Consider the following 20,425-nt stretch of genomic DNA (forward strand, 5'->3'; position numbering starts at 1 on the left):
GGCTGTGTGCCAGCTTGATGTGGGCGACCTGCAGCTTGGTGCGCTCGCCGCCGATCACGGCATAGTCCTCACTCCAGTCGAACTGGAAAGCTTCACCCGGGCGGAAGGTCAGAGGAACGAAAGTGCCGCGTCCCGTTATCTGCTGCTCTCGCTGCCGTTCTGCGCGCCATTCACGGGCGAAGGCAGCAACCCGGTTGTAGGAGCCGGTAAACCCCAGTGCGACCAGATCGGCATGTAGCTGCGTCAGGGGGCGCCGCTGCTTGCGCGACTTCGAGGTCTCGGTCTTCAGCCAGGCTGCCAGTTTGTCGGCGAACGGGTCGAGCTTGCTGGGCCGCTCCGGCACCGAGAACCTCGGCTCGATCGTGCCCGCCTTCAGATACTTCCTGATCGTGTTGCGTGACAGCCCGGTTCGACGCGCGATCTCGCGGATCGGCAGCTTCTCTCGCAAGGCCATGCGGCGGATGACGTTCAAAAGTCCCATGTGGATCACTCCGATGCCCCCCATCGCTCACCGCGCTCGGGGGAAGGGTCACATGGGTCAAATCTCAGTGGAAATCAGGCGCCAACCCGGGTCAGTTCCAAGTGGAAATCAACAGCAACCCTCTTGTTGTAGATGATTTCATATTTCAGGAACTCAGGTTCGAGCATTTCCTGAAAACCGGTGTCTACGAGCTGCGATATGAAGTCTATGTTGGAACGGCCGTGAGAGAAGGGCGTCACTTGGACATCAACGCCATGCCGCTTGAGAACATCGTGACCTAAGCAGTTTTCTCCGATTGAGTAAAATTCAACCTTAGGCTCCAATCCGTTTCCCATCCCGCATCCCCGCGCTGTTATCTCATTTTGCGCTGGAGGCCGCAGCCTCAAACGCTGAGCAATCCGGCTATTTTTCTGGCTGGCGGCTTGGTGTCAAGGCGCCAGCCTTCGCTACCGCAACCAGTGCCATCTACGACTTTCTGACCTCATCACCTGACGCAGCCTGACATGGCGGCAATCATCTGGCGGCGTCGACGGTCTGTGGGTGGGTGAATCAAGAAGGGTCGAAGCGACCGGACGGATGTCACGACTACCCGTCCGGTCAGATCACCCGTCCAGCAAGTTGGGCGACCGCCCGGCGAATATCACAACTCCAAGTAGCCCGGAAGAGGGCCGCGGCTGACTTTCAACGGAGCTATCTCATGGATCGACCGCCCGAGTTCTGGGTCGGGCTGGTTGCGGCCGCCCTCTACGTGTTCCGCAAGAGCGAGAGCAAGCACCTGTGGATGCGCATGGCCGAGGCCGGCATCTCCGGCGGCTTGGGCTTCTCGCTCGCCCCGGCCGCCGCGCAGTGGGCCGGCGGCAGCGAGGCGATCGCGGCCGTCCTGCTGACCGCGCTCGGCTATCTCGGGCTCGATGTCCTGACCTCGATCGTGGCTGACCGGGCGGTCATCCGCGAGATCATCTTGCGCCGCCTGGGTGGCGGAGGAGGCAAATGATGCGCGACGACCTGATCCACCTGCGCGCCACCCTGCAGCGATGGACCGCGCGGGACAGCTTCTGGCTCCTCTTGGCGCTTGCCGTAGCCTTCTGGGGACCGGGCGTGTGGGACCGGCACATCCGCGAACGGCCGTGGATCAGCGCGGCCCTGGGGATCGAGCGACCCGCCTATGAAGGGCCCGCGCTGCTGATCCATGACATCGTCGAGGCGCACTCACCCGTCTCTGGCGAGCGGCTGATCTGGATCGAGGACAGAGAGGGCGCGCGGCTCTGCGGATCGCACCGGGAGGATGGCTGGGAAGGTCGCGCGGTCCGCACCTGGTCGGCCGAGGCCTTCTTCGACCACGCCTGCCGCATCCCCAAGGCGCCTTGGCGCGCCTGCACCCGCTTCGTCGTGCTGACCGAATGGGGCAGCCGCGGCTCGTTCGGGCCCTACTGCAGCGAGCTGTTCGACCCGAGCACGGGCGCCGACCACCGCCGCTGACCTAATTCTCGGATACCTCAAGCGATGCAGAGCCTTACCCTGAGGTGCCGCTTTGGGCGGGTACTGCCCTGTGGTCAGGGCGTGACCGGCGTCCCGGCGTAGGTCTTCTCGCCAACGCGGACAATGATCCGGCCATTGCCTAGGTCACGCTCGAACTTGCCCTGAATGGAGATGCAGCTGCCCACTGTGATGGTCCGGATCATCTTCAACCCTGCCGTATATTGCTTGTCTCGAAGTCGCGTTCTGCTTGTAGAGACTCGCAGGGAAAATTCCACTCCTCGTAACTGTTGCTTCTGTCGTGGTGCAGAGATGCAACAGCCCTAGTCCCTGACTATCGATCAACTCTCGCCCCGCCGGACCTTGGCGCGCCTGCACCCGCTTCGTGGTGCCGACGGCGTGGGGCAGCCGCGGCTGGTTCGGGCCCTACTGCTGCGAGCTGTTCGATCCAGCGCTTGCCGCATCCTCGCCGGGCTGAACCAGGCAGTGCGGTATCGGGCGCGACCTCTGCCCAGAAGGAATACATAGCGCTAGAGCGAGGAGACTTCAGTCCACGCCCCACCCATCTTCGGCTAGGGCATGATCCGGGCCCTAAGCAGAGGAAGCGCTATCGGTTTCCGAGCCGACCGGCCGTGCCCTGCAATACTGGTCCAGTACTAGGGTGCCGATAAGGGCGAGGGTGCGCCGCGCAATGTCCTGCGCGTGGTCCGACACTGTCTTGTCGTCAAATTCACCACGGACACGCTCAGTGATTATTTCCCGCAGCAGTTCGGTAAGCTGCTCGGTCTGTTGTTGGGGTAGTTTCGGGCTTGACGAAGACTGGTTTGGTCCATCGTTGGCCGAATTAGTAAGATCTGTTCTCATGAAGAATTACACTTTTAAGAGGCGCAAGGCTCCCGCCCATTAGCAGCAGGGACCGACAGTTGCCTTGAGCCAGATCAATCATCCGATCCACCGCCCCGCCCTCGTGCGGGGCTTTTTCGTGTGAGGACACCATGCAGCGGATCATCATCCACTGGTCGGCGGGCGGGCATGCCGTCAGCGCGCTCGACCGCCAGCACTATCACTACATCGTCGATAATGATGGCGACGTGCACGCCGGGATCCACCCGCCCGAGGCCAACCGCGGCCCGCTGGCGAGCGGCCGCTATGCCGCGCACACGCTGAACTGCAACACCGGGTCGATCGGCGTCGCCTTCGCGGCCATGGCGGGTGCCGTGGAGCGGCCCTTCAGCGCGGGGCGGTATCCCATCACCCCGGCGCAGGTGGATGCCATGGCGGCGCTCTGCGCCGAGCTGTGCCGCCAGTACGACATCCCGGTGTCCCGCAAGACGGTCCTGACCCATGCCGAGGTGCAGCCGACGCTCGGCATCACCCAGCGCGGGAAATGGGACGTGACCTGGCTGCCCGGCATGTCCGGACCGGGCGCGCCAGTAACGGTCGGCGACATGCTCCGGGCTCGCGTGCTGGCCGAGCTGACGCCGGTGCCGCGGGTACCGGTCGCCCCCGATGACGAAACCACTCTCGAAGACCTGGCGGCCGATGTGGCCGCGCTCAAGGCCCGCGTGGCCGCCCTCGAAGCCCCCAAGGAGGCATAAGATGACCCTTCGTTTCCAAACCATCGCCGTTCTGGTGATGCTGGCGATGCTGTTCTTCGCCCCCATGCTGACAGTCGCGGTGGCTCAAGAGCCTCTGCCGCCGCCGGAGACCGCCGCCGAAGCTTGGGCGCAGTTCCTCCCCCAGGTGATCGCGACCGTGCTGGCCGGCGTCGGCATCTTCCTGTCCTTCGCCATCCGCAGCGTCGTGGCGTTGCTGCCGCCCTTCATAGCGGCATGGATCGACAGCAAGCGTCAGCGCGACCTGCATTCCGCCATCATGTCCAAGGTGGCCGAGCTGATCGCGGCGGGCCGATGGCCCACGGTGGCAGATGCGGCCGCGATCGGGCGCGATCTCCTGAACGAGCTGCGCGAACACGGGCGGAAGTCCGTGCCCGAAGCAATGGCGCACTATGGCCTTGAGCGCGCTACAGCCGAGGGCGATGCCGTGCTGAAGGCATTGGCCGCGCGGTTCGGCCTGCAGCTGCAAGGCGGCATCCTGATCGGCGAAGCCGTCGAAGACGATCCCGAGAGGGACGGCTGGCGCGCTCCGAAGGTGCCGGCGTGAACCCGTTCGTGATCGCCTGCGCATGGTGGGCCGCCGGTCTCAAGGCCGGCGCTGCCTGGGGCCTGTGGCCGCTATGAGGGTGCCCCTGTTCGCAGGCTTTGAGGGCGCGTGGCTGCACTGGAACAGGCACTGCACCGTCACCCAGACGCGCCACACGCCCGAGACCGACATGACGGCCAACTACCGCGCCGCGCTGGACCAGGGCGCAGTCGGCTTCCGGGATGTGCTGCCTGAGCGTTTCGACGTAGCAGCGCGGCGGTCTGCCGCAAGGCGGGCCACGCCGGGGGCAGTCATCTGCTGGTCCCTGACCCACTGGGACCAGCCGCGCGATCCGGTGCGCCACGCCGTTGCGGCCGTTGAAGGGGCAGGGCCGCTCGACCGCTTCATCGCCGTCAACGAGCCGTCGGTGGGGCAGGCGGTCAGCGGCTGGACGGCCGACCATGCCCTGCGCATGGCGGTCGAGATGATGGACGCCGCCGGATCGGCGAACCCCTATGCGCAGTGGTGGACCTGCGACCCGGTGCATCACTGCGGTCCCGAGGTCTGGCGCACGACCGACGAGCTGGTGCGGCTCTTCGGGCCATCGATCGAGGTGGTGGGCTGCAACTATCACGCGGCCCATGCCGCTGCCGCGCTGCGGGATGTCCTGCGCTGCGCGGCCGATTGTTACCCGGATCACCGGATCGGGCTGACCGAGACGTCCTGGCACGATGGGCACGCGGGCTGCGAGGGGCGATTCCCACACATCCGGTCACGTGCCGAGTGGTGGGATCATGTCCTCGAGGAGATCGCCGCCTCGGGCGTGCCGCTGGCCTGCGCGACCTGGATGCCATGGCTCGACATGGCCTTCGAGCCGGGGCCGGTCTGGCCGAACGGATGGCGGTGCCATGTGCCAGCGTGAGCCGGTTGCCTGCATCGGGATTACGGCCGAGGCGGTGACCGTGACGGTGGACGGCAAGGCGGTGCTGGTCATCTCCCGCGAGCAGATGCTGGATCTGATGGTGCGGATCGGCCTCGCGTTACGGGAGAGCCCGACTTCTTGACCGCCTTGATGCTCATCGCTTGACGGCTCGCCTTATAGGCGAGTAACGTTTTCTCAGCTGTAGCGGGTTTTCACACGTGATTCGCTGTGGTCAGGCCAGCCAATTTGGTTACGCACTTTGGCTGGCCTTCTTAACTGCAGAGAGAATGCCCCCTAGGCCTACTTTGCAGATGCAGGTCCGTAACCCTCTTCCCACTCAACCATAGTGCTGATGCAACCGTAGGCGCACGGATTGGGATCATGAGCGCAGGCAGAGAGGAAAATCGCGGAAACCACGGCACACAGGGGAAATCGAAACATTGGAACTACCTCTTACATGCCTTCAGGGTAGTCCCGCGCTCGCTCTCGGAGAATATGTCCTTTTGTTCAGGCGAAAGCCATGAGGCGGATCGCCGATCATAAGCCGCTCTGCCTTCAGCGTGGAGCAGCGTAGACCGCCGCCCAGTACACTGTCCGGCCGTCCGATCCGATCGCGTGACCGATGCCGACATCTCGCAGCTGAGGAACAAGAATGTTGCTCAGATGCCCGCTCGATGCATTCCAGGCTGCCAGAGCCTGCTCAGCGTTATAAGGACCAGCCGCGATATTCTCTGCGGTGACACTTGGCGCATAGCCCAGACTCTTGATGCGCTGCGCCGGGCCTGAGGTGGAAGTGCCCGTGTGCGTCATGCGTCCGCGTTGAGCCATGTCACAGGCATGGGCTGCGGCTGCGCGTGCCAGCGTGGCGTTGGCCCGGACCGGCGCCAGACCGGCAGAAGCGCGAGCCGCGTTCGTCGCTTGAACGCCAGCCGCCTGCTCAGCAGGATGAGGGCTGGCGCACTGGGCAGCACCAGGAGCAGATGCTTGCACATCATGGGCACTCGCATTCTCGCCGGCGGGTGGGGCAGTGCACGCGGCGGTTCCAAGCAGGATCACGAGAACCGGATAGAGTCGTACGCCTGTCACGGGAAGCATCGTGAAAGTCTCCTGCGATGAAATCTCCGGCCGTATAACGGATGCCTTCACACAAGTTAAGGTTGCACCACGCGCAACATAAATGCTCGGCACAGCGGGCATCTTGATTTGAACAATTCACTCGCCAAGCTCGTCTTATGCGTGTAGGGGAGAGCGATAACCAAAAACTAGCCTCTCGAGCACTAGGCCCCGGCGCACTTGCGCGGGGCCTTTCTCGTCAGCCCGCCCGCGCTGATCTACTTTTCGCAGCCCGCATTTGGTTCCATCATTCCGGACTGCCTTTTTCTACAACTTTCGGCTGACTCACAAGGACGGTAGACGAGCCTTCGTTAACCAGTTCGCCACCTTGGCGTTTTACCAGTGTGAGGGGGTGACTTCGGTCGCCCCCGTCTGGTTGGTCCCAGAGGCGGATCGCAAAAGGCGGTGCGGGTCGGGATCGCGGTGCGGGACATGCCCTCGGGTGCAAGGCGTCGACAGTCGTCCCGGCTCCCGCCCACGCGTCAGAGATAGCCGTCGCCATGTGACGCCGCTTCATCCTGCTGCTCCCTTTGTGATGCTGACCACGTTGGACGTCGTCGCCGCCTCGCCGGTTACATGGCGCGCCCAAGCCTCCATGACGATGCGGCGCCGGTCGAGAAGATCGGACCGGGCATAGGCCCGCTCGACCTTGTTCCCGACCGCATGGCCGAGGACCATCTCGGACACCTCCCAGCTGCAGGCTTCTGTATCCTGCACCCACGTCCTGAAGCTGGCTCGGAAGCCATGTGGCCTGCCCGCTTCCTTGAGGTTGGTCAGCCTGGTTGCGGGGCTGTTGTGAGCGATTGGCTTCCTGCCGTCCTGGCTGAACAGGAAGGGGCTGTCGGTCATTCGCAGGCGCTCGAGGACGCGCAGCGCCTCACTGGAAAGCGGCACCCGGAAAGGCTCGGCTTTCCCTTCTGCCGCCTTGATGCGCTCGGCTGGCACCGTCCAGACGTCGCCGTCGATCTCGTCGAAACGGGCACCGACGCAGCCGTGCGCGCGGACACAGGTCAGGATCATCCAGCGCAGGCAGTTCTCGGTCACAAGGTTGCCGAGCTTCGCATAGAGGTCAGGGATCTTCTGCCAAGGAGTCGCCTCGAAGGGCGTCGGCTTGTATCGGACATCGCCGAGTATCCTGCTGGCCGCGACAGCTTCCAGCGGGTTGCAGTCGTAGCCCATGAGCTGCGCCTCTTTCAGCACCAGGTGGAGCCGGACGTAGGCCTTCTCGGCGGTAGGTGGCATCTTGTGCCAGATTGGCTTGAGGGCCTCTACGATGTCGTGGCGTGTGAGGTCCTTGATGCGGATGTGTCCGATGCTCGGCAGGACGTGGTGCGTCAGCTGGCTCATCCATTTTCCGCGCGTGCCGTCTCCGCGCAGAGAGGCCTTGCGCGCATCGAAGACGAGTTCTAGCGCCGCGGCGAAGGTCGGATCGCTCCGATCCCGCGCCGCAACTTCCACGGCGCGCTGGGCCTTGCGGACCGTGATGGGATCGCGCCCGGCTGCCAGCTCGCCCTTCCATTCGTCGCGCATCCGGCGCGCGTCAGCGAGGCCGACGGTGGGCCAAGATCCGAGGCCCATCTCCCGACGCTTGCCGAGGTGGCTGTAGCGGTAGACCCATTTCCCGCCGTCGCCTGCCTTCTCCAGCTGCAGCCCGTCGCCGTCCCGGTGGACTCCGCCCGGTGCCTTCTTGATGCCGATGCTTGTCAGCTTGTTTTTCATGTGGGTTCCTCGCTCACCTCGGCCCGCCAGCCAGTCCCCCAAGGTGAGGGGCGATGCAGCCGGGCGGCATGGGACGATATGGGACAATACGCCCTGTAAACGCTAGGGTTTTCGTCCCTGATTGGGACAACACTTGACGCCCTGAAACCGGACTGCCGCTCAGGAAAGCTGAACGAAGCGGGGTTCCGGTCCCCGGTTGTCGAAGAAGGGCACCGTTTCGGGCGCGTGCAGCGGGCCGTCCCCGGCGGCGCGGACCAGCGCCTCGATCTCGGCAAGCACGACCTCGGTGATGAAGGGCAGATCCAGGGCGCGTGCCTCGGACAACGGCACCCAGTGCAGGTGGCTCAGCTCGTCGCAGGCGCCCGAGAAATCGTCGCGGTCGCCCACGATGTTGCGCGCGTCGATCAGGAAGAAGCGCGCGTCAAAGCGGCGGGGTCGGCCCGGGGGCGTGATCGCGCGGAAGACGAACAGCAGCGGGTCGTCGGCCGAAGGGGCCAGCGTCAGTCCGGTTTCCTCGACCATCTCGCGCAGGGCCGCGCGGGCAAGAGCGTCCGGGCTGACGGTTGCGCCCGCCAGCGGCTCGGCGGACAGCCGGGCGCGGCAGGCCTCCGACAGGGCCTCGGGGCAGGGCGCGTCATCCTCGGCGTCCACCGCGCCGCCGGGAAAGACGTATTTCGACGGCATGAAAGCTGCCCCTGCGCCCCGCATCCCCATCAGGACCGAAGGACCATCCGCCCGGTCGCGGTCGATCAGGACCACCGTCGCCGCATGGCGGATGCGGTCGGCGGAAGGCACAGGTCGGTCGTCCGGCACAGGCGCGGGGCCTGCGGTCACGGCTCGTTCGGGCGATCCTCGCCCCCGTGGCCGAAGCCGTGCATCCGCTTGGCCCATTGCAGCCCGACGAAGGCGCCCTTGATGATCGGCAACAGGATCAGCGAGGCCAGCAGCGAGCCGCCCAGGAAGATCGCGATCATCACTTCGGAGGAGGGGCGATAGATCGTATAGACCGACAGCATCACGGCGGCGGCGACATGCGAGACGATGAGGATCGTGACATAGGCCGGCCCGTCGTCGGCGCGCTGATGGTGCAGCGCCTCGCCACAGTTCGGGCAGTGGTCCTTGACCTTGAGGTATCCGGTGAACAGCCGCGCCTCGCCACAGTTCGGGCAGCGGCCCATCGCGCCGCGGCGCATTGCCAATCCCAGCATCCGCTCGGGGTCTGCGGTCCTTGCCTCTTGCGGATGCGCCATGCCGATCAACCTGTCCTGCTTGCGTTTCATGGAAGATAGGCACTTCGGGCAGGCTGTGCCACCACTTCGGACTTGCAAATAACGGGTGGCAGGTGGGCTTCTTCGGCAGGGGCGGAAGCTCCGGGGGACGATGGCCCCCGGAGCAGGGGCGGGTTCAGCCGCGCAGGATCGAGCGGCCGGCGTATTCGGCGGTTGCGCCCAGCATCTCCTCGATGCGGATGAGCTGGTTGTACTTCGCCAGCCGGTCGGACCGGGCGAGCGAGCCCGTCTTGATCTGGCCGCAGTTGGTGGCGACGGCGAGGTCGGCGATGGTCGCATCCTCGGTCTCGCCCGAGCGGTGCGACATGACCGAAGTATAGCCCGCGCGATCAGCCATCATCACCGCGTCCAGCGTTTCCGACAGCGTGCCGATCTGATTCACCTTGACCAGCAGCGAGTTGCCGCAGCACTTGGCGATCCCTTCGGCCAGCCGCGCGGGGTTCGTGACAAACAGGTCGTCCCCGACCAGCTGGACCGAGCCGCCCAGCTTTTCCGTCAGCAGGCGCCAGCCGTCCCAGTCGTCCTCGGCGCAGCCGTCCTCGATCGAGAGGATCGGGTAGTCGGCGCAAAGCGCGGCAAGGTAATCCACGTTCTCGGCCGAGGTGAAGGACTTGCCTTCGCCGACCATCTCGTAGCGGCCGTTCTTGAAGTATTCGGTCGAGGCGCAGTCGAGCGCCAGCATGATGTCGTCGCCGGGCTTGTAGCCCGCCTTCTCGATCGAGCGCAGGATGAAGTCCAGCGCGTCGCGGGTAGACGACAGGTTGGGCGCAAAGCCACCCTCGTCGCCGACGCCGGTGGCAAGACCCGCGGCCGACAGTTCCTTCTTCAGCGTGTGGAAGACTTCCGAGCCCATGCGGACGGCTTCGCGGATGTTCTCCGCCGACACCGGCATGATCATGAATTCCTGGATGTCGATCGGGTTGTCGGCGTGCTCGCCCCCGTTGATGATGTTCATCATCGGCACAGGCAGGATGCGCGCGCCCGTCCCACCGACATAGCGGTAAAGCGGCTGCGAGGTCGCCTCGGCGGCAGCCTTGGCCACGGCGAGGCTGACGCCCAGGATCGCGTTCGCGCCCAGGCGGCCCTTGTTGGGAGTGCCGTCCAGCTCGATCATCATCATGTCGATGGCGCGCTGCTCGGTCGCGTCCTCGCCGATCAGGGCCTCGGAAAGCTCGCCGTTGACCGAGGCCACGGCCTCCAGCACGCCTTTGCCCAGATAGCGCGACTTGTCGCCGTCGCGCTTTTCGACCGCCTCATGCGCGCCGGTCGAGGCCCCCGAAGGAACAGCGGCGCGGCCCATCGTGCCGTCTTCGAGCGTCACATCGACCTCGACGGTCGGGTTGCCGCGGCTGTCGAGGATTTCGCGCGCGAAGATGTCGATGATGGCGGTCATGGGGCCGGACCTCGTGATGAAAGGGTTCGGCCGCCTTCTAGCCGCTGCATCCGCGCGGCGGAAGGCGCAGCCGCGCTGTTTGCGCAACCAGCCCCTATTCGGTGTCGCGGATCAGCAGGTCGGCCCAGATCGGCAGGTGGTCCGAAGCCTTGCGCGCCAGCGGCGTGTCGAAGACGCCGCAATCCAGCACCTTGATCGAGGGCGTGACGGCGATGCGGTCATAACGCAGCCGCGGCGAAAGCGCAGGCCAGCTGCGGCCCGGCGCGATCACGTCGAGGTCGGTCAGCGCCTCGAGCCCGTGTTCGCCCCGCCATTCGTTGAAATCGCCCGTCAGCACGACAGCATCGCCGCCCCGGCGCCCCGCCTTGGCCGCAAGGCGGGCCAGTTGCGCACGGCGGGACGAGCGCATCAGGCCGAGGTGGACGGCGATCACCGTCAGCCCCGGCAGGTGCATCATGACCGCGCCGCGCGGTTCCACGCCCGGCAGCGCCAGGGGCAGCGACCGGGCCATGGCGGCCAGGTCCGGGCGCAGCAGGATGGTCTGCCCGTGCCACCCCAGTGACTGGCCCGAGGTGCGGCGGTGGTCCACCGGCACCAGCCCCGTCGCCGCCTCGATCATGTCGCGGGGCAGGGCCTCGGGGCGCAGGCCCATGCGGAAGTCCACCTCCTGCAGGGCCACGATGTCGGCGCCCAGCCCCGCGATGACCGCAAGGTTCTGTTCGGGGGCGTAGGGGCCGAAGGTGCCGCGGCACTTGTGGAGATTGTAGCTGGCGAGGCGCAGGCGCATCATGGGATCCGAGCGGGGACGGGTGCCGCCTTGTCGAACAGCCCGTCAGGTGCCGCAATAGGTCACGCGCACTTCCTCGCCCTGCTCGGGCGAGGCCGCGAGGTCCGTCCAGTCGGCGCGGTCCTCGAAGGGATGCGTGACCGCCTCGACCAAGCGGTGGAAAGGCGCGAAATCGCCCTGCACGCCCGCGTCGATGGCCTGCTGGATGCGGTGGTTGCGCGGAATGCGCGCGGGGTTCGCACCCGCCGTCAGCGCAAGGTCAGGGCCGCGCGCCTGCCAGTCCCGCTGCCACTCCATGAAGGGCGCGGGGTCGGCGAACTCGGCCGCCGCTTTCCCGGTGACAAGGCCGCGGAAGGTGCGGGTGAAGTCGGCCTCCTGCTGGGCCATCATGGTCAGCAGGCGCTCGATCAGGGGCTGGTCCTCGGGGCCCGCCTCGGGAAGGCCCAGCTTGGCGCCGAAGCGTTTCAGCCAGGCGGCCTGGTAGGTCACGGGAAAGCCGTGGACGATCCGGGTGGCCTCGGGCACCGCGCCTTCGGGATCGGGCATCAGCGGCAAAAGGCAGGAGGCCAGTTGCGCGAGGTTCCAGACGGCAACCTGCGGCTGCTGCGACCAGGCATAACGCCCGTGCCGGTCGATCGAGGAGAACACCGTATCCGGGTGATAGGCGTCCATGAAGGCGCAGGGACCGTAGTCGATGGTCTCGCCCGACACCGCCATGTTGTCGGTGTTCATCACGCCGTGGATGAAGCCCAGCGCCATCCATTGCGCAATCGTTTCCGCCTGTCGGGCGACGACGCCGGCCAGCAGCTCCATCGGCGAGGACGCCTGCGGATAGTGGCGCGCGATGACGTGGTCGGCCAGCGCCCGCAGGCGGTCCACGTCACCCCGGATGGCGAAGAACTCGAAGGTGCCGACGCGGATGTGGCTCGAGGCCACGCGGGTCAGGACGGCGCCGGGCAGGGGGGACTCGCGCCAGACGACCTCTCCGGTTGTGACGGCTGCCAGCGCCCGCGTGGTGGGAATGCCCGCCGCATGCATGAACTCGCTGACGGCATATTCGCGCAGGACCGGACCCAGCCAGGCGCGTCCATCGCCCCGGCGCGAGAAGGGCGTGGGCCCCGAGCCCTTGAGCTGGATGTCGAAGCGTGCGCCATCGGGAGGCACGACCTCGCCCAGCAGGACGGCCCGGCCGTCGCCCAGTTGGGGGGAAAGGCCGCCGAACTGGTGGCCCGCATAGGCTTGGGCAATGGGCTCTGCCCCTTCCGGGGGCTTGTTCCCGGAGATCATCGCCAGCCCCTCGGGGCTGCGCAGCCAGTCGGGGTCGATCCCGAGCCGCTGGGCCAGGCCGTCGTTGACGGCGATCAGGCCTGGCTTGGCGACCGGCGTGGGCGGCGTCCGGGTGTAGAAGCCGGGGCCGAGGCGGGCATAGGAATTGTCGAAGGCGATGGGCTGGGTCATGCCGTCGATTTGGGTGTGCGTCGCGACGATTGTAAGAGAGGGGCGCTGCCCCTCGGGCCTGCGGCCCTCACCCCGGGATATTTGGCGAAGAAGAAGCCCGGCGGCCTTTGCCTTGCGTGGCGAGGACGGGGCGCGTATCCCCATGCGCAACAGCCGGAGACCACGCCCATGAAGTTTCTCGATCTTGCCAAGGTCTATATCCGCTCGGGCGGCGGCGGGGCCGGTGCCGTGTCCTTCCGGCGCGAGAAGTTCATCGAATACGGCGGACCCGATGGCGGCGACGGCGGGCGCGGCGGCGACGTCTGGGCCGAGGCGGTCGAGGGGCTGAACACCCTGATCGACTTCCGCTACCAGCAGCATTTCTTCGCCAAGTCCGGCCAGCACGGCATGGGCGCGCAGCGCACGGGCGCGAGCGGCGACGACATCGTCCTGCGCGTGCCAGTCGGGACCGAGATCCTGGACGAGGATCAGGAGACGGTGATCGCGGACCTGACCGAGCCGGGGCAGCGCGTGCTGCTGGCCCGTGGCGGCAACGGCGGCTTCGGGAACCTGCACTTCAAGACCTCGACCAACCGCGCGCCGCGGCACGCCAACCCCGGTCAGCCGGGGATCGAGCGCACCCTGTGGCTGCGGCTGAAGCTGATCGCCGACGCGGGGCTGGTCGGTCTGCCGAATGCGGGCAAGTCCACCTTCCTGGCGGCCGTGTCGAACGCCCGGCCCAAGATCGCGGATTATCCCTTTACCACGCTGGTCCCGAACCTCGGCGTCGTCGGCATCGACGGGCATGAGTTCGTGATGGCCGACATTCCGGGGCTGATCGAGGGCGCGAGCGAGGGCAAGGGCTTGGGCGACCAGTTCCTGGGGCATGTCGAACGCTCGAACGTGCTGCTGCACCTGGTGGATGGCACCTCCGAGGACGTGGCGGCGGACGCCCGCACCATTCTGACCGAGCTTGAGGCCTATTCCCCGGTGCTGGCCGAGAAGCCGCGCATCACGGTCCTGAACAAGATCGACGCCTTGGACGAGGACACCCGCGCCGAGCGGCTTGCCGCCTTGCAGGAAGAGGTCGGCGGGCCGGTCATGTCCATGTCCGGCGTTTCGCGCGAGGGGCTGACCGAGGTTCTGCGGACGCTGTGGCAGAAGATCGAGCCCACGCGGAAGCCGAAGGTGGAAAAGACCTCCACATGGCAGCCGTGACGCCACAGATCGCGGGTGCGCGGCGGCTGGTGGTCAAGATCGGCAGCGCGCTGCTGGTCGGGGCCGAGGGCTTGCGCGCGGACTGGCTGCGGGGCTTGTGCGAGGACGTGGCGCTGTGGCGGCAGCGCGGCGCCGATGTGGTGCTGGTGTCGTCGGGCTCCATCGCGCTGGGTCGGCGGGTGCTGGGGCTTCCTTCGGGCGCGCTGACGCTGGAGCAGAGCCAGGCGGCCGCCGCCGTAGGGCAGATCCGGCTGGCGCGCGCCTATGAGGAGATGCTGGCGCCGCATGGCGTGACCACGGCGCAGATCCTCGTGACGCTGGAGGATACCGAGAACCGCCGCCGCTATCTCAACAGCCGCGCGACGATGGAAACGCTGCTGGGGCTCGGCGTCGTGCCTATCGTGAATGAGAACGATACCGTGGCCACCGACGAGATCCGCTATGGCGACAACGACCGGCTGGCGGCGCAGATCGCCGTGACCTGCGGGGCGGACCAACTGCTGCTGCTGTCGGACGTGGACGGGCTTTATACGGCGAACCCCAAGACCGACCCCTCGGCCCGCCACCTGCCCGTTGTCGAGGCGCTGACGCCCGAGATCGAGGCGATGGGCGGCGATCCCATCTCGGGGCTGTCCAAGGGCGGCATGAAGACCAAGCTGATGGCCGCCCGCACGGCCGTTTCCGGCGGCTGCGCCATGGCGATCGCCGAAGGCTCGGTCCTGCGGCCCCTGTCGGCGGTGGCGGATGGCGCGCGGGTGACGTGGTTTTTGCCCGAGGGCGACCCGCAGGCTTCGCGCAAGCGCTGGATCGCGGCGATGAAGCCCAGGGGCGAGCTGACCGTGGACGAGGGCGCGGCGCGCGCGCTGGCCGATGGGCGGTCGCTGCTGCCGGCGGGCGTGCGGCAGGTCACGGGCGTCTTCCACCGAGGCGACCCGGTGGTGATCCGAGGGCCATCCGGCGCGGCGCTGGCGCAGGGGCTGGCGCGCTACGATTCCACCGACGCCGTGCGGATCGCGGGCAAGCGCAGCGACGAGATCGCGGCGATCCTGGGCGAGCAGGTCCGCGCCGCGCTGGTCCACCGCGACGACATGGCGGTGAACCGCTGAGGCCGGCAGTGCGCCAGGTCAAGGCGCAACCTCACTTTCCTCCTGAAAGGCATCGACCATGCGTCGCTTTCCCCCTGAACGCATCGTCTGCCTGACCGAGGAAACGGTCGAAACGCTATATCTGCTGGGCGAGGACCAGAGGATCGTCGGCGTCTCGGGTTATGCCGTGCGCCCGCCGCAGGTGCGGCGCGAAAAGCCGCGGGTCGCGGCCTTCACTTCGGCCGACATCCCCAAGATCCTGGCGCTGGAACCGGATTTGGTGCTGACCTTCTCGGACCTTCAGGCGCCTATCGTGGCCGAACTGATCCGCCTGGGCGTGACCGTCATGGCCTATAACCAGCGCGACATCGCGGGCATCCTGGCGATGATCCGCCATCTGGGCGCGACCGTGGGCGCGGCCGAACGCGCCGAGGCGCTGGCGGCGGGCTATGAGGCGAGACTGGCCCAGATTGCCGCACGGGCGACCGGGCCGCGCCCTACGGTCTATTTCGAAGAATGGGACGAGCCGATGATCTCGGGTCTCCAGTGGGTGTCTGAGCTGATCGAGATCGCGGGCGGGCGCGAGGCCTTTCCCGAACTCGCCCGCATGAAGTCGGCGCGGGACCGGATACTCACCTCGGATCAGGTGATCGCGGCGGCGCCGGACGTGATCCTCGCGTCCTGGTGCGGCAAGAAGGTGCGCCCCGAGAAGATCGCGGCACGGCCCGGCTGGGACGCCATCCCGGCCGTGCGGGATGGGCGGATCGTCGAGATCAAGTCCTCGCTGATCCTGCAGCCCGGCCCCGCCGCCCTGACCGAGGGGCTGGACGCCATCTGCGCGGCGCTGGCATGACCCGGCCGGCGGTGATGTCCTGGAGTTCGGGCAAGGACTGCACCCTTGCGCTGCATCGCGCACGGCAGGAGGGCGCGCTGGATGTCGTGGCGCTGCTGTCAACCTTCAACGAGACGGCAAGCCGCGTCGCCATCCACGGCACGCGCCGCGCGGTCGCACGTGCGCAGGCAAGGGCGCTCGGCCTGCCGCTGATCGAGGTCGATCTGCCCGCCTCCTGCTCGAACGCGGACTACGAGGCGCGGATCGGCGCGGCGTCGCTGCGGCTGAAGGAGCAGGGCATCCGCGACTGGATCTTCGGCGACCTGTTTCTTGAAGACATCCGCCAGTATCGCGAGGCCAATCTGGCAGCGCAGGGCTTGTCCGGGCATTTCCCCCTTTGGGGCGCGGACACCCGGCTGCTGGCGCAGGAGATGCTGGACCTCGGCCTTGACGCGCGGATCGCGACGCTGGACCCCCGGCTTTTGCCGGGAGAACTTTGCGGAAGCCGTTACGACCGGGCTTTCCTCGACCAGCTGCCGCCCGGCGTTGATCCTTGCGGAGAGCGCGGCGAGTTCCACACGGTGGTGGCGAATGGCCCCGGCTTCGCCGCGCCGCTGGATCTGCGCCGAAGGGAGACGGTGGAGCGCAGCGGCTTCGTCTATACGGACTTCGACCTGCTGCCTTCATCGCGGCAATGATGAACAGGGCTCATGTCCTGCCTGCATGACATGAATTTTCCTTTTCTTGTTCCTTGCGGTATAGCAGCGGGATAATTGCCCGAGGTCTGTCATGCCCAAGCTTTCCCCTGTCTTCGACGCCATCCGTGCCGCTGCCCGGCAGCGCATTCTGATCCTCGACGGGGCGATGGGAACGCAGATCCAGCAGCTTGGGCTGTCCGAGGATGACTTCACCGGCCACGGCTCGGGCTGCGGCTGCCATATCCACTCGGACCATCCGCAGAAGGGCAACAACGACCTTCTGAACCTGACGCAACCCGAGGCGATCGAGGAAATCCACCTGCACTATGCGCTGGCAGGTGCCGATATTGTCGAAACAAACACCTTTTCCTCGACCACCATCGCGCAGGCCGATTACGGGATGGAAGGCCGTGTCTTCGACCTGAACCGCGACGGCGCCATGCTGGTGCGGCGGGCGCTGGACCGGGCGACGGCGCAGGACGGTCGGCCGCGCTGGGTCGCGGGGGCCCTGGGGCCGACGAACCGGACGGCCTCGCTCAGCCCCGACGTCAACAATCCGGGCTTCCGCGCCGTCACCTTCGACCAGTTGCGGGTGGCCTATGCCGAGCAGATCCGAGGCCTGGTCGCGGGCGGGGCCGACCTGATCCTCATCGAGACGATCTTCGACACCCTGAACGCCAAGGCCGCGATCTTCGCCGCCGAGGAGGTGTTCGAGGAAACCGGCCTGATCCTGCCCGTGATGATCTCGGGCACGATCACCGACCTGTCGGGGCGGACGCTGTCGGGGCAGACGCCGACGGCCTTCTGGCACTCGATCCGCCATGCGCGCCCGCTGACGGTGGGTCTGAACTGCGCGCTGGGCGCGGATGCGATGCGCCCGCATCTGGCGGAACTGTCCGAGGTCGCGGACACGCTGATCTGCGCCTATCCGAACGCGGGCCTGCCCAACGAGATGGGCGCCTATGACGAGACGCCCGCGCTGATGGCCGCCCAGATCGGCGGCTTTGCCGAGGAGGGGCTGGTCAACATCGTCGGCGGCTGCTGCGGGTCCACGCCCGAGCATATCGCCGCCATCGCCGAGGCGGTGGCGGGCAAGGCTCCGCGCGCGATCCCCGAGGTCGCGCCGCAACTGCGGCTGTCGGGGCTGGAGCCTTTCGTCAAGACCGACGCGATTCCCTTCGTGAACGTGGGGGAACGCACCAACGTCACCGGCTCGGCCCGCTTCCGCAAGCTGATCACGACGGGCGACTATCCGGCGGCGCTGGACGTGGCGCGCGACCAGGTCGAGAACGGCGCCCAGATCATCGACGTGAACATGGACGAGGGGCTGATCGACTCCGCCGCCGCCATGACCGCCTTCCTGAACCTGATCGCCGCCGAACCGGATATCGCCCGCGTGCCGCTGATGATCGACTCGTCCAAGTGGGAGGTGATCGAGGCCGGGCTGAAATGCGTGCAGGGCAAGCCGATTGTGAACTCGATCAGCCTCAAGGAAGGCGAGGAGGCCTTCCTGCATCATGCCCGGCTCTGCCGCCGCTATGGCGCGGCCGTGGTCGTCATGGCCTTCGATGAGACGGGACAGGCGGACACCGAGAACCGCAAGGTCGAAATCTGCAGCCGCGCTTATGACCTGCTGGTGAACGAGGTCGGCTTCCCGCCCGAGGACATTATCTTCGACCCCAACATCTTCGCCGTGGCGACGGGGATCGAGGAGCATGACAACTACGGCGTCGATTTCATCAACGCCACGCGCCGCATCCGGCAGCAGTTGCCGCATGTCCATGTCTCGGGTGGCGTGTCGAACCTGTCCTTCAGCTTCCGCGGCAACGAGCCCGTGCGCGAGGCGATGCACGCCGTCTTCCTGTATCACGCGATCCAGGCCGGCATGGACATGGGGATCGTGAACGCAGGGCAGCTTGCCGTATATGACCAGATCGACTCCGAACTGCGGGAAGCCTGCGAGGACGTGGTCCTGAACCGCCGCCCGAACGCGACCGAACGGCTGCTGGACCTGGCACAGCGCTTCAAGGGCGAGGGTGGCGCCAAGGCGCGCGAGAAGGACCTGAGCTGGCGCGAATGGCCGGTGGACAAGCGGCTGGAACACGCGCTGGTCAACGGCATCACCGAGTTCATCGAGACCGACACCGAGGAGGCGCGGCTCGCCGCCGCCCGGCCGCTGCACGTTATCGAGGGTCCGCTGATGGCGGGCATGAACGTCGTCGGCGACCTGTTCGGCGCGGGCAAGATGTTCCTGCCGCAGGTGGTGAAATCGGCCCGCGTGATGAAGCATGCCGTGGCCCACCTGCTGCCCTACATGGAGGCGGAAAAGGCGGACGGTGCCTCGAGTTCCGCCGGCAAGGTCCTGATGGCGACCGTGAAGGGCGACGTCCACGACATCGGCAAGAACATCGTCGGCGTGGTCCTCGCCTGCAACAACTACGAGATCATCGACCTGGGCGTGATGGTCCCGGCGCAGAAGATCCTGGAAACCGCCAGGGCCGAGAAGGTGGACATCATCGGGCTGTCCGGGCTCATCACGCCCAGCTTGGACGAGATGGTCCATGTGGCATCCGAGATGGAGCGCGAGGGCTTCGACATCCCCCTGATGATCGGCGGCGCGACGACCAGCCGCGTGCATACGGCGGTCAAGATCAACCCCCGCTATCACAAGGGCCAGACGGTCTATGTCACCGACGCGAGCCGCGCGGTCGGCGTGGTGTCGAACCTTCTGTCGGACGACAAGGTCACCTATATCGACGAGGTCCGCCGCGAGTATCAGGAGGTCGCCGCCCGCTACAACCGCAGCGACTCCGACCGCGCCCGGCTGTCGATCGAGGATGCCCGCGCCAATGCGGTCAAGCTGGAATGGTCGGCCTATCAGGCGCCGCGTCCGCAGTTCACCGGCACGAAGGTGCTGGCCGATTGGGACCTGGGCGAGATCGCGCGCTACATCGACTGGACGCCCTTCTTCCAGACCTGGGAGATGAAGGGCGTTTACCCGAAGCTGCTGGACGACCCCGCGCAGGGAGAAGCGGCCCGCGCCCTGTTCGCCGACGCACAGGCGATGCTGAAGCAGATCATCGACGAAGGCTGGCTGTCGCCCCGGGCGGTCATCGGCTTCTGGCCCGCGAACCGCAGCGGCGATGATATCCGCCTGTTCACGGACGAGGACCGGGCGGCACAGCTTGCGACCTTCCACACGCTGCGCCAGCAGGTGACCAAGCGCGATGGGCGTCCGAATGTGGCGCTGGCCGATTTCGTCGCGCCCGAGGGCAAGCCCGACTGGGTCGGCGGCTTCGTGGTGACGGCAGGGGACGAATCCGCCCGCGTGCAGGCCTTCAAGGACGCGCATGACGATTTCTCGGCGATCCTGCTGCAGGCGCTGGCCGACCGCTTTGCCGAGGCCCTGGCCGAGATGGTCCACGAGCGGGTGCGGCGCGATTTCTGGGGCTATGCGGCGGACGAAGGTTTCTCGCCCGAGGAACTGATCGCGGAACCCTATCGCGGCATCCGCCCCGCGCCCGGCTATCCCGCCCAGCCGGACCATACGGAAAAGGAAACCCTGTTCTGCCTGCTGGATGCAACTGCCGCCACGGGGGTCGAACTGACCGAGTCGATGGCGATGTGGCCGGGATCGTCCGTCTCGGGTCTCTACCTTGCGCATCCCGAGGCGTATTACTTCGGCGTGGCCAAGGTCGAGGCCGATCAGGTCGCGGATTACGCGGCCCGAAAGGGCATGACCGTGGCCGAGGCCGAACGCTGGCTCGCCCCTGTGCTGAATTATGTGCCGGGCAGGGTGATCGCCGCCGAATGACCCCTTTTCAAACGTCGCG

General features: G+C 66.7%; 21 protein-coding genes. 11 read left to right on the forward strand and 10 right to left on the reverse strand.

The genetic code is table 11. The features are described from left to right. Both ACFFII_RS07930 and ACFFII_RS07935 read right to left on the reverse strand, forming a co-directional pair. A partial coding sequence (locus ACFFII_RS07930; RefSeq protein WP_512700627.1) for an IS21 family transposase occupies positions 1–481 on the reverse strand: 481 nt, incomplete at its 3' end. 74 nt (positions 482–555) lie between these two features. Then, entirely contained in the window at positions 556–816 is a 261-nt protein-coding gene (locus tag ACFFII_RS07935) for a DUF1796 family putative cysteine peptidase (protein ID WP_377698354.1), read from the reverse strand. A gap of 362 nt (positions 817–1,178) precedes the next feature. Between ACFFII_RS07935 and ACFFII_RS07940 the strand changes: the two genes are divergently transcribed. Next, complete coding sequence (locus ACFFII_RS07940) at positions 1,179–1,475, forward strand: hypothetical protein (RefSeq protein ID WP_377698355.1); 297 nt, start codon at positions 1,179–1,181, stop codon at positions 1,473–1,475. After that, positions 1,475–1,960 (forward strand): hypothetical protein, encoded by a 486-nt coding sequence (locus ACFFII_RS07945; protein WP_377698356.1) that lies wholly within the window; start codon positions 1,475–1,477, stop codon positions 1,958–1,960. The genes ACFFII_RS07940 and ACFFII_RS07945 overlap by 1 nt, the downstream gene beginning before the upstream one ends. 74 nt (positions 1,961–2,034) lie before the next feature. On the opposite strand, the gene ACFFII_RS07950 is transcribed toward ACFFII_RS07945, so the two are convergent. Continuing rightward, positions 2,035–2,163 carry a hypothetical protein gene (locus tag ACFFII_RS07950; protein ID WP_377698357.1) on the reverse strand — a complete coding sequence of 43 codons (129 nt, stop codon included), beginning with the start codon at positions 2,161–2,163 and terminating at the stop codon, positions 2,035–2,037. Positions 2,164–2,952: 789 nt separating this feature from the next. On the opposite strand from ACFFII_RS07950, the gene ACFFII_RS07955 reads away from it, so the two are divergent. The 4 genes from ACFFII_RS07955 to ACFFII_RS07970 all read left to right on the forward strand — a co-directional run bounded on the left by ACFFII_RS07955 (position 2,953) and on the right by ACFFII_RS07970 (position 5,163). Continuing rightward, positions 2,953–3,555, forward strand: a complete 603-nt coding sequence (locus ACFFII_RS07955) for a peptidoglycan recognition protein family protein (RefSeq protein WP_377698358.1) — start codon at positions 2,953–2,955, stop codon at positions 3,553–3,555. A gap of 37 nt (positions 3,556–3,592) precedes the next feature. Further along, positions 3,593–4,120, forward strand: a complete 528-nt coding sequence (locus ACFFII_RS07960) for a hypothetical protein (protein WP_377698359.1) — start codon at positions 3,593–3,595, stop codon at positions 4,118–4,120. Between the two features lie 73 nt (positions 4,121–4,193). Beyond that, positions 4,194–5,021: a hypothetical protein gene (locus ACFFII_RS07965; protein ID WP_377698360.1), complete on the forward strand. Its 828-nt coding sequence runs from the start codon at positions 4,194–4,196 to the stop codon at positions 5,019–5,021. Beyond that, the gene (locus ACFFII_RS07970) at positions 5,008–5,163 is read left to right on the forward strand and encodes a hypothetical protein (RefSeq protein WP_377698361.1); all 156 of its coding nucleotides are present in this window, start codon (positions 5,008–5,010) and stop codon (positions 5,161–5,163) included. The genes ACFFII_RS07965 and ACFFII_RS07970 overlap by 14 nt, the downstream gene beginning before the upstream one ends. Positions 5,164–5,576: 413 nt before the next feature. On the opposite strand, the gene ACFFII_RS07975 is transcribed toward ACFFII_RS07970, so the two are convergent. From ACFFII_RS07975 to ACFFII_RS08005, 7 genes are all read right to left on the reverse strand, one after another. Beyond that, a complete protein-coding gene (locus tag ACFFII_RS07975) occupies positions 5,577–6,218 on the reverse strand; it encodes a CAP domain-containing protein (protein WP_377698363.1) in 642 nt (213 codons plus the stop codon). 429 nt (positions 6,219–6,647) lie between these two features. Next, positions 6,648–7,853 carry a tyrosine-type recombinase/integrase gene (locus ACFFII_RS07980; RefSeq protein ID WP_377698364.1) on the reverse strand — a complete coding sequence of 402 codons (1,206 nt, stop codon included), beginning with the start codon at positions 7,851–7,853 and terminating at the stop codon, positions 6,648–6,650. A gap of 159 nt (positions 7,854–8,012) precedes the next feature. After that, a complete protein-coding gene (locus tag ACFFII_RS07985; RefSeq protein ID WP_377698365.1) occupies positions 8,013–8,687 on the reverse strand; it encodes an NUDIX hydrolase in 675 nt (224 codons plus the stop codon). Beyond that, a complete protein-coding gene (locus ACFFII_RS07990; protein ID WP_245688799.1) occupies positions 8,684–9,133 on the reverse strand; it encodes a DUF983 domain-containing protein in 450 nt (149 codons plus the stop codon). The genes ACFFII_RS07985 and ACFFII_RS07990 overlap by 4 nt, the downstream gene beginning before the upstream one ends. A 124-nt stretch (positions 9,134–9,257) precedes the next feature. After that, positions 9,258–10,535 carry a phosphopyruvate hydratase gene (eno, locus tag ACFFII_RS07995; RefSeq protein WP_377698367.1) on the reverse strand — a complete coding sequence of 426 codons (1,278 nt, stop codon included), beginning with the start codon at positions 10,533–10,535 and terminating at the stop codon, positions 9,258–9,260. 94 nt (positions 10,536–10,629) lie between these two features. Further along, complete coding sequence (locus tag ACFFII_RS08000) at positions 10,630–11,325, reverse strand: endonuclease/exonuclease/phosphatase family protein (RefSeq protein WP_377698368.1); 696 nt, start codon at positions 11,323–11,325, stop codon at positions 10,630–10,632. A 42-nt stretch (positions 11,326–11,367) separates the two neighbouring features. Then, positions 11,368–12,780: a protein adenylyltransferase SelO gene (locus ACFFII_RS08005; RefSeq protein ID WP_377698369.1), complete on the reverse strand. Its 1,413-nt coding sequence runs from the start codon at positions 12,778–12,780 to the stop codon at positions 11,368–11,370. A 168-nt stretch (positions 12,781–12,948) separates the two neighbouring features. On the opposite strand from ACFFII_RS08005, the gene obgE reads away from it, so the two are divergent. The 5 genes from obgE (at position 12,949) to metH (ending at position 20,406) form a co-directional block, all read left to right on the forward strand. Continuing rightward, a complete protein-coding gene (gene obgE, locus ACFFII_RS08010) occupies positions 12,949–13,977 on the forward strand; it encodes a GTPase ObgE (RefSeq protein ID WP_377698370.1) in 1,029 nt (342 codons plus the stop codon). Continuing rightward, positions 13,965–15,083, forward strand: a complete 1,119-nt coding sequence (gene proB, locus ACFFII_RS08015; protein ID WP_377698371.1) for a glutamate 5-kinase — start codon at positions 13,965–13,967, stop codon at positions 15,081–15,083. Before obgE ends, proB begins: the two co-directional genes overlap by 13 nt. Positions 15,084–15,141: 58 nt before the next feature. Next, positions 15,142–15,915 carry a cobalamin-binding protein gene (locus tag ACFFII_RS08020; RefSeq protein ID WP_377698372.1) on the forward strand — a complete coding sequence of 258 codons (774 nt, stop codon included), beginning with the start codon at positions 15,142–15,144 and terminating at the stop codon, positions 15,913–15,915. After that, the gene (locus ACFFII_RS08025) at positions 15,912–16,592 is read left to right on the forward strand and encodes a Dph6-related ATP pyrophosphatase (protein ID WP_377698373.1); all 681 of its coding nucleotides are present in this window, start codon (positions 15,912–15,914) and stop codon (positions 16,590–16,592) included. Before ACFFII_RS08020 ends, ACFFII_RS08025 begins: the two co-directional genes overlap by 4 nt. Before the next feature lie 91 nt (positions 16,593–16,683). Continuing rightward, a complete protein-coding gene (metH, locus tag ACFFII_RS08030) occupies positions 16,684–20,406 on the forward strand; it encodes a methionine synthase (RefSeq protein WP_377698374.1) in 3,723 nt (1,240 codons plus the stop codon). Positions 20,407–20,425: the final 19 nt, after the last annotated feature.

The sequence above is a fragment of the Paracoccus niistensis genome (assembly GCF_042432925.1).
Classification (GTDB): domain Bacteria; phylum Pseudomonadota; class Alphaproteobacteria; order Rhodobacterales; family Rhodobacteraceae; genus Paracoccus; species Paracoccus niistensis.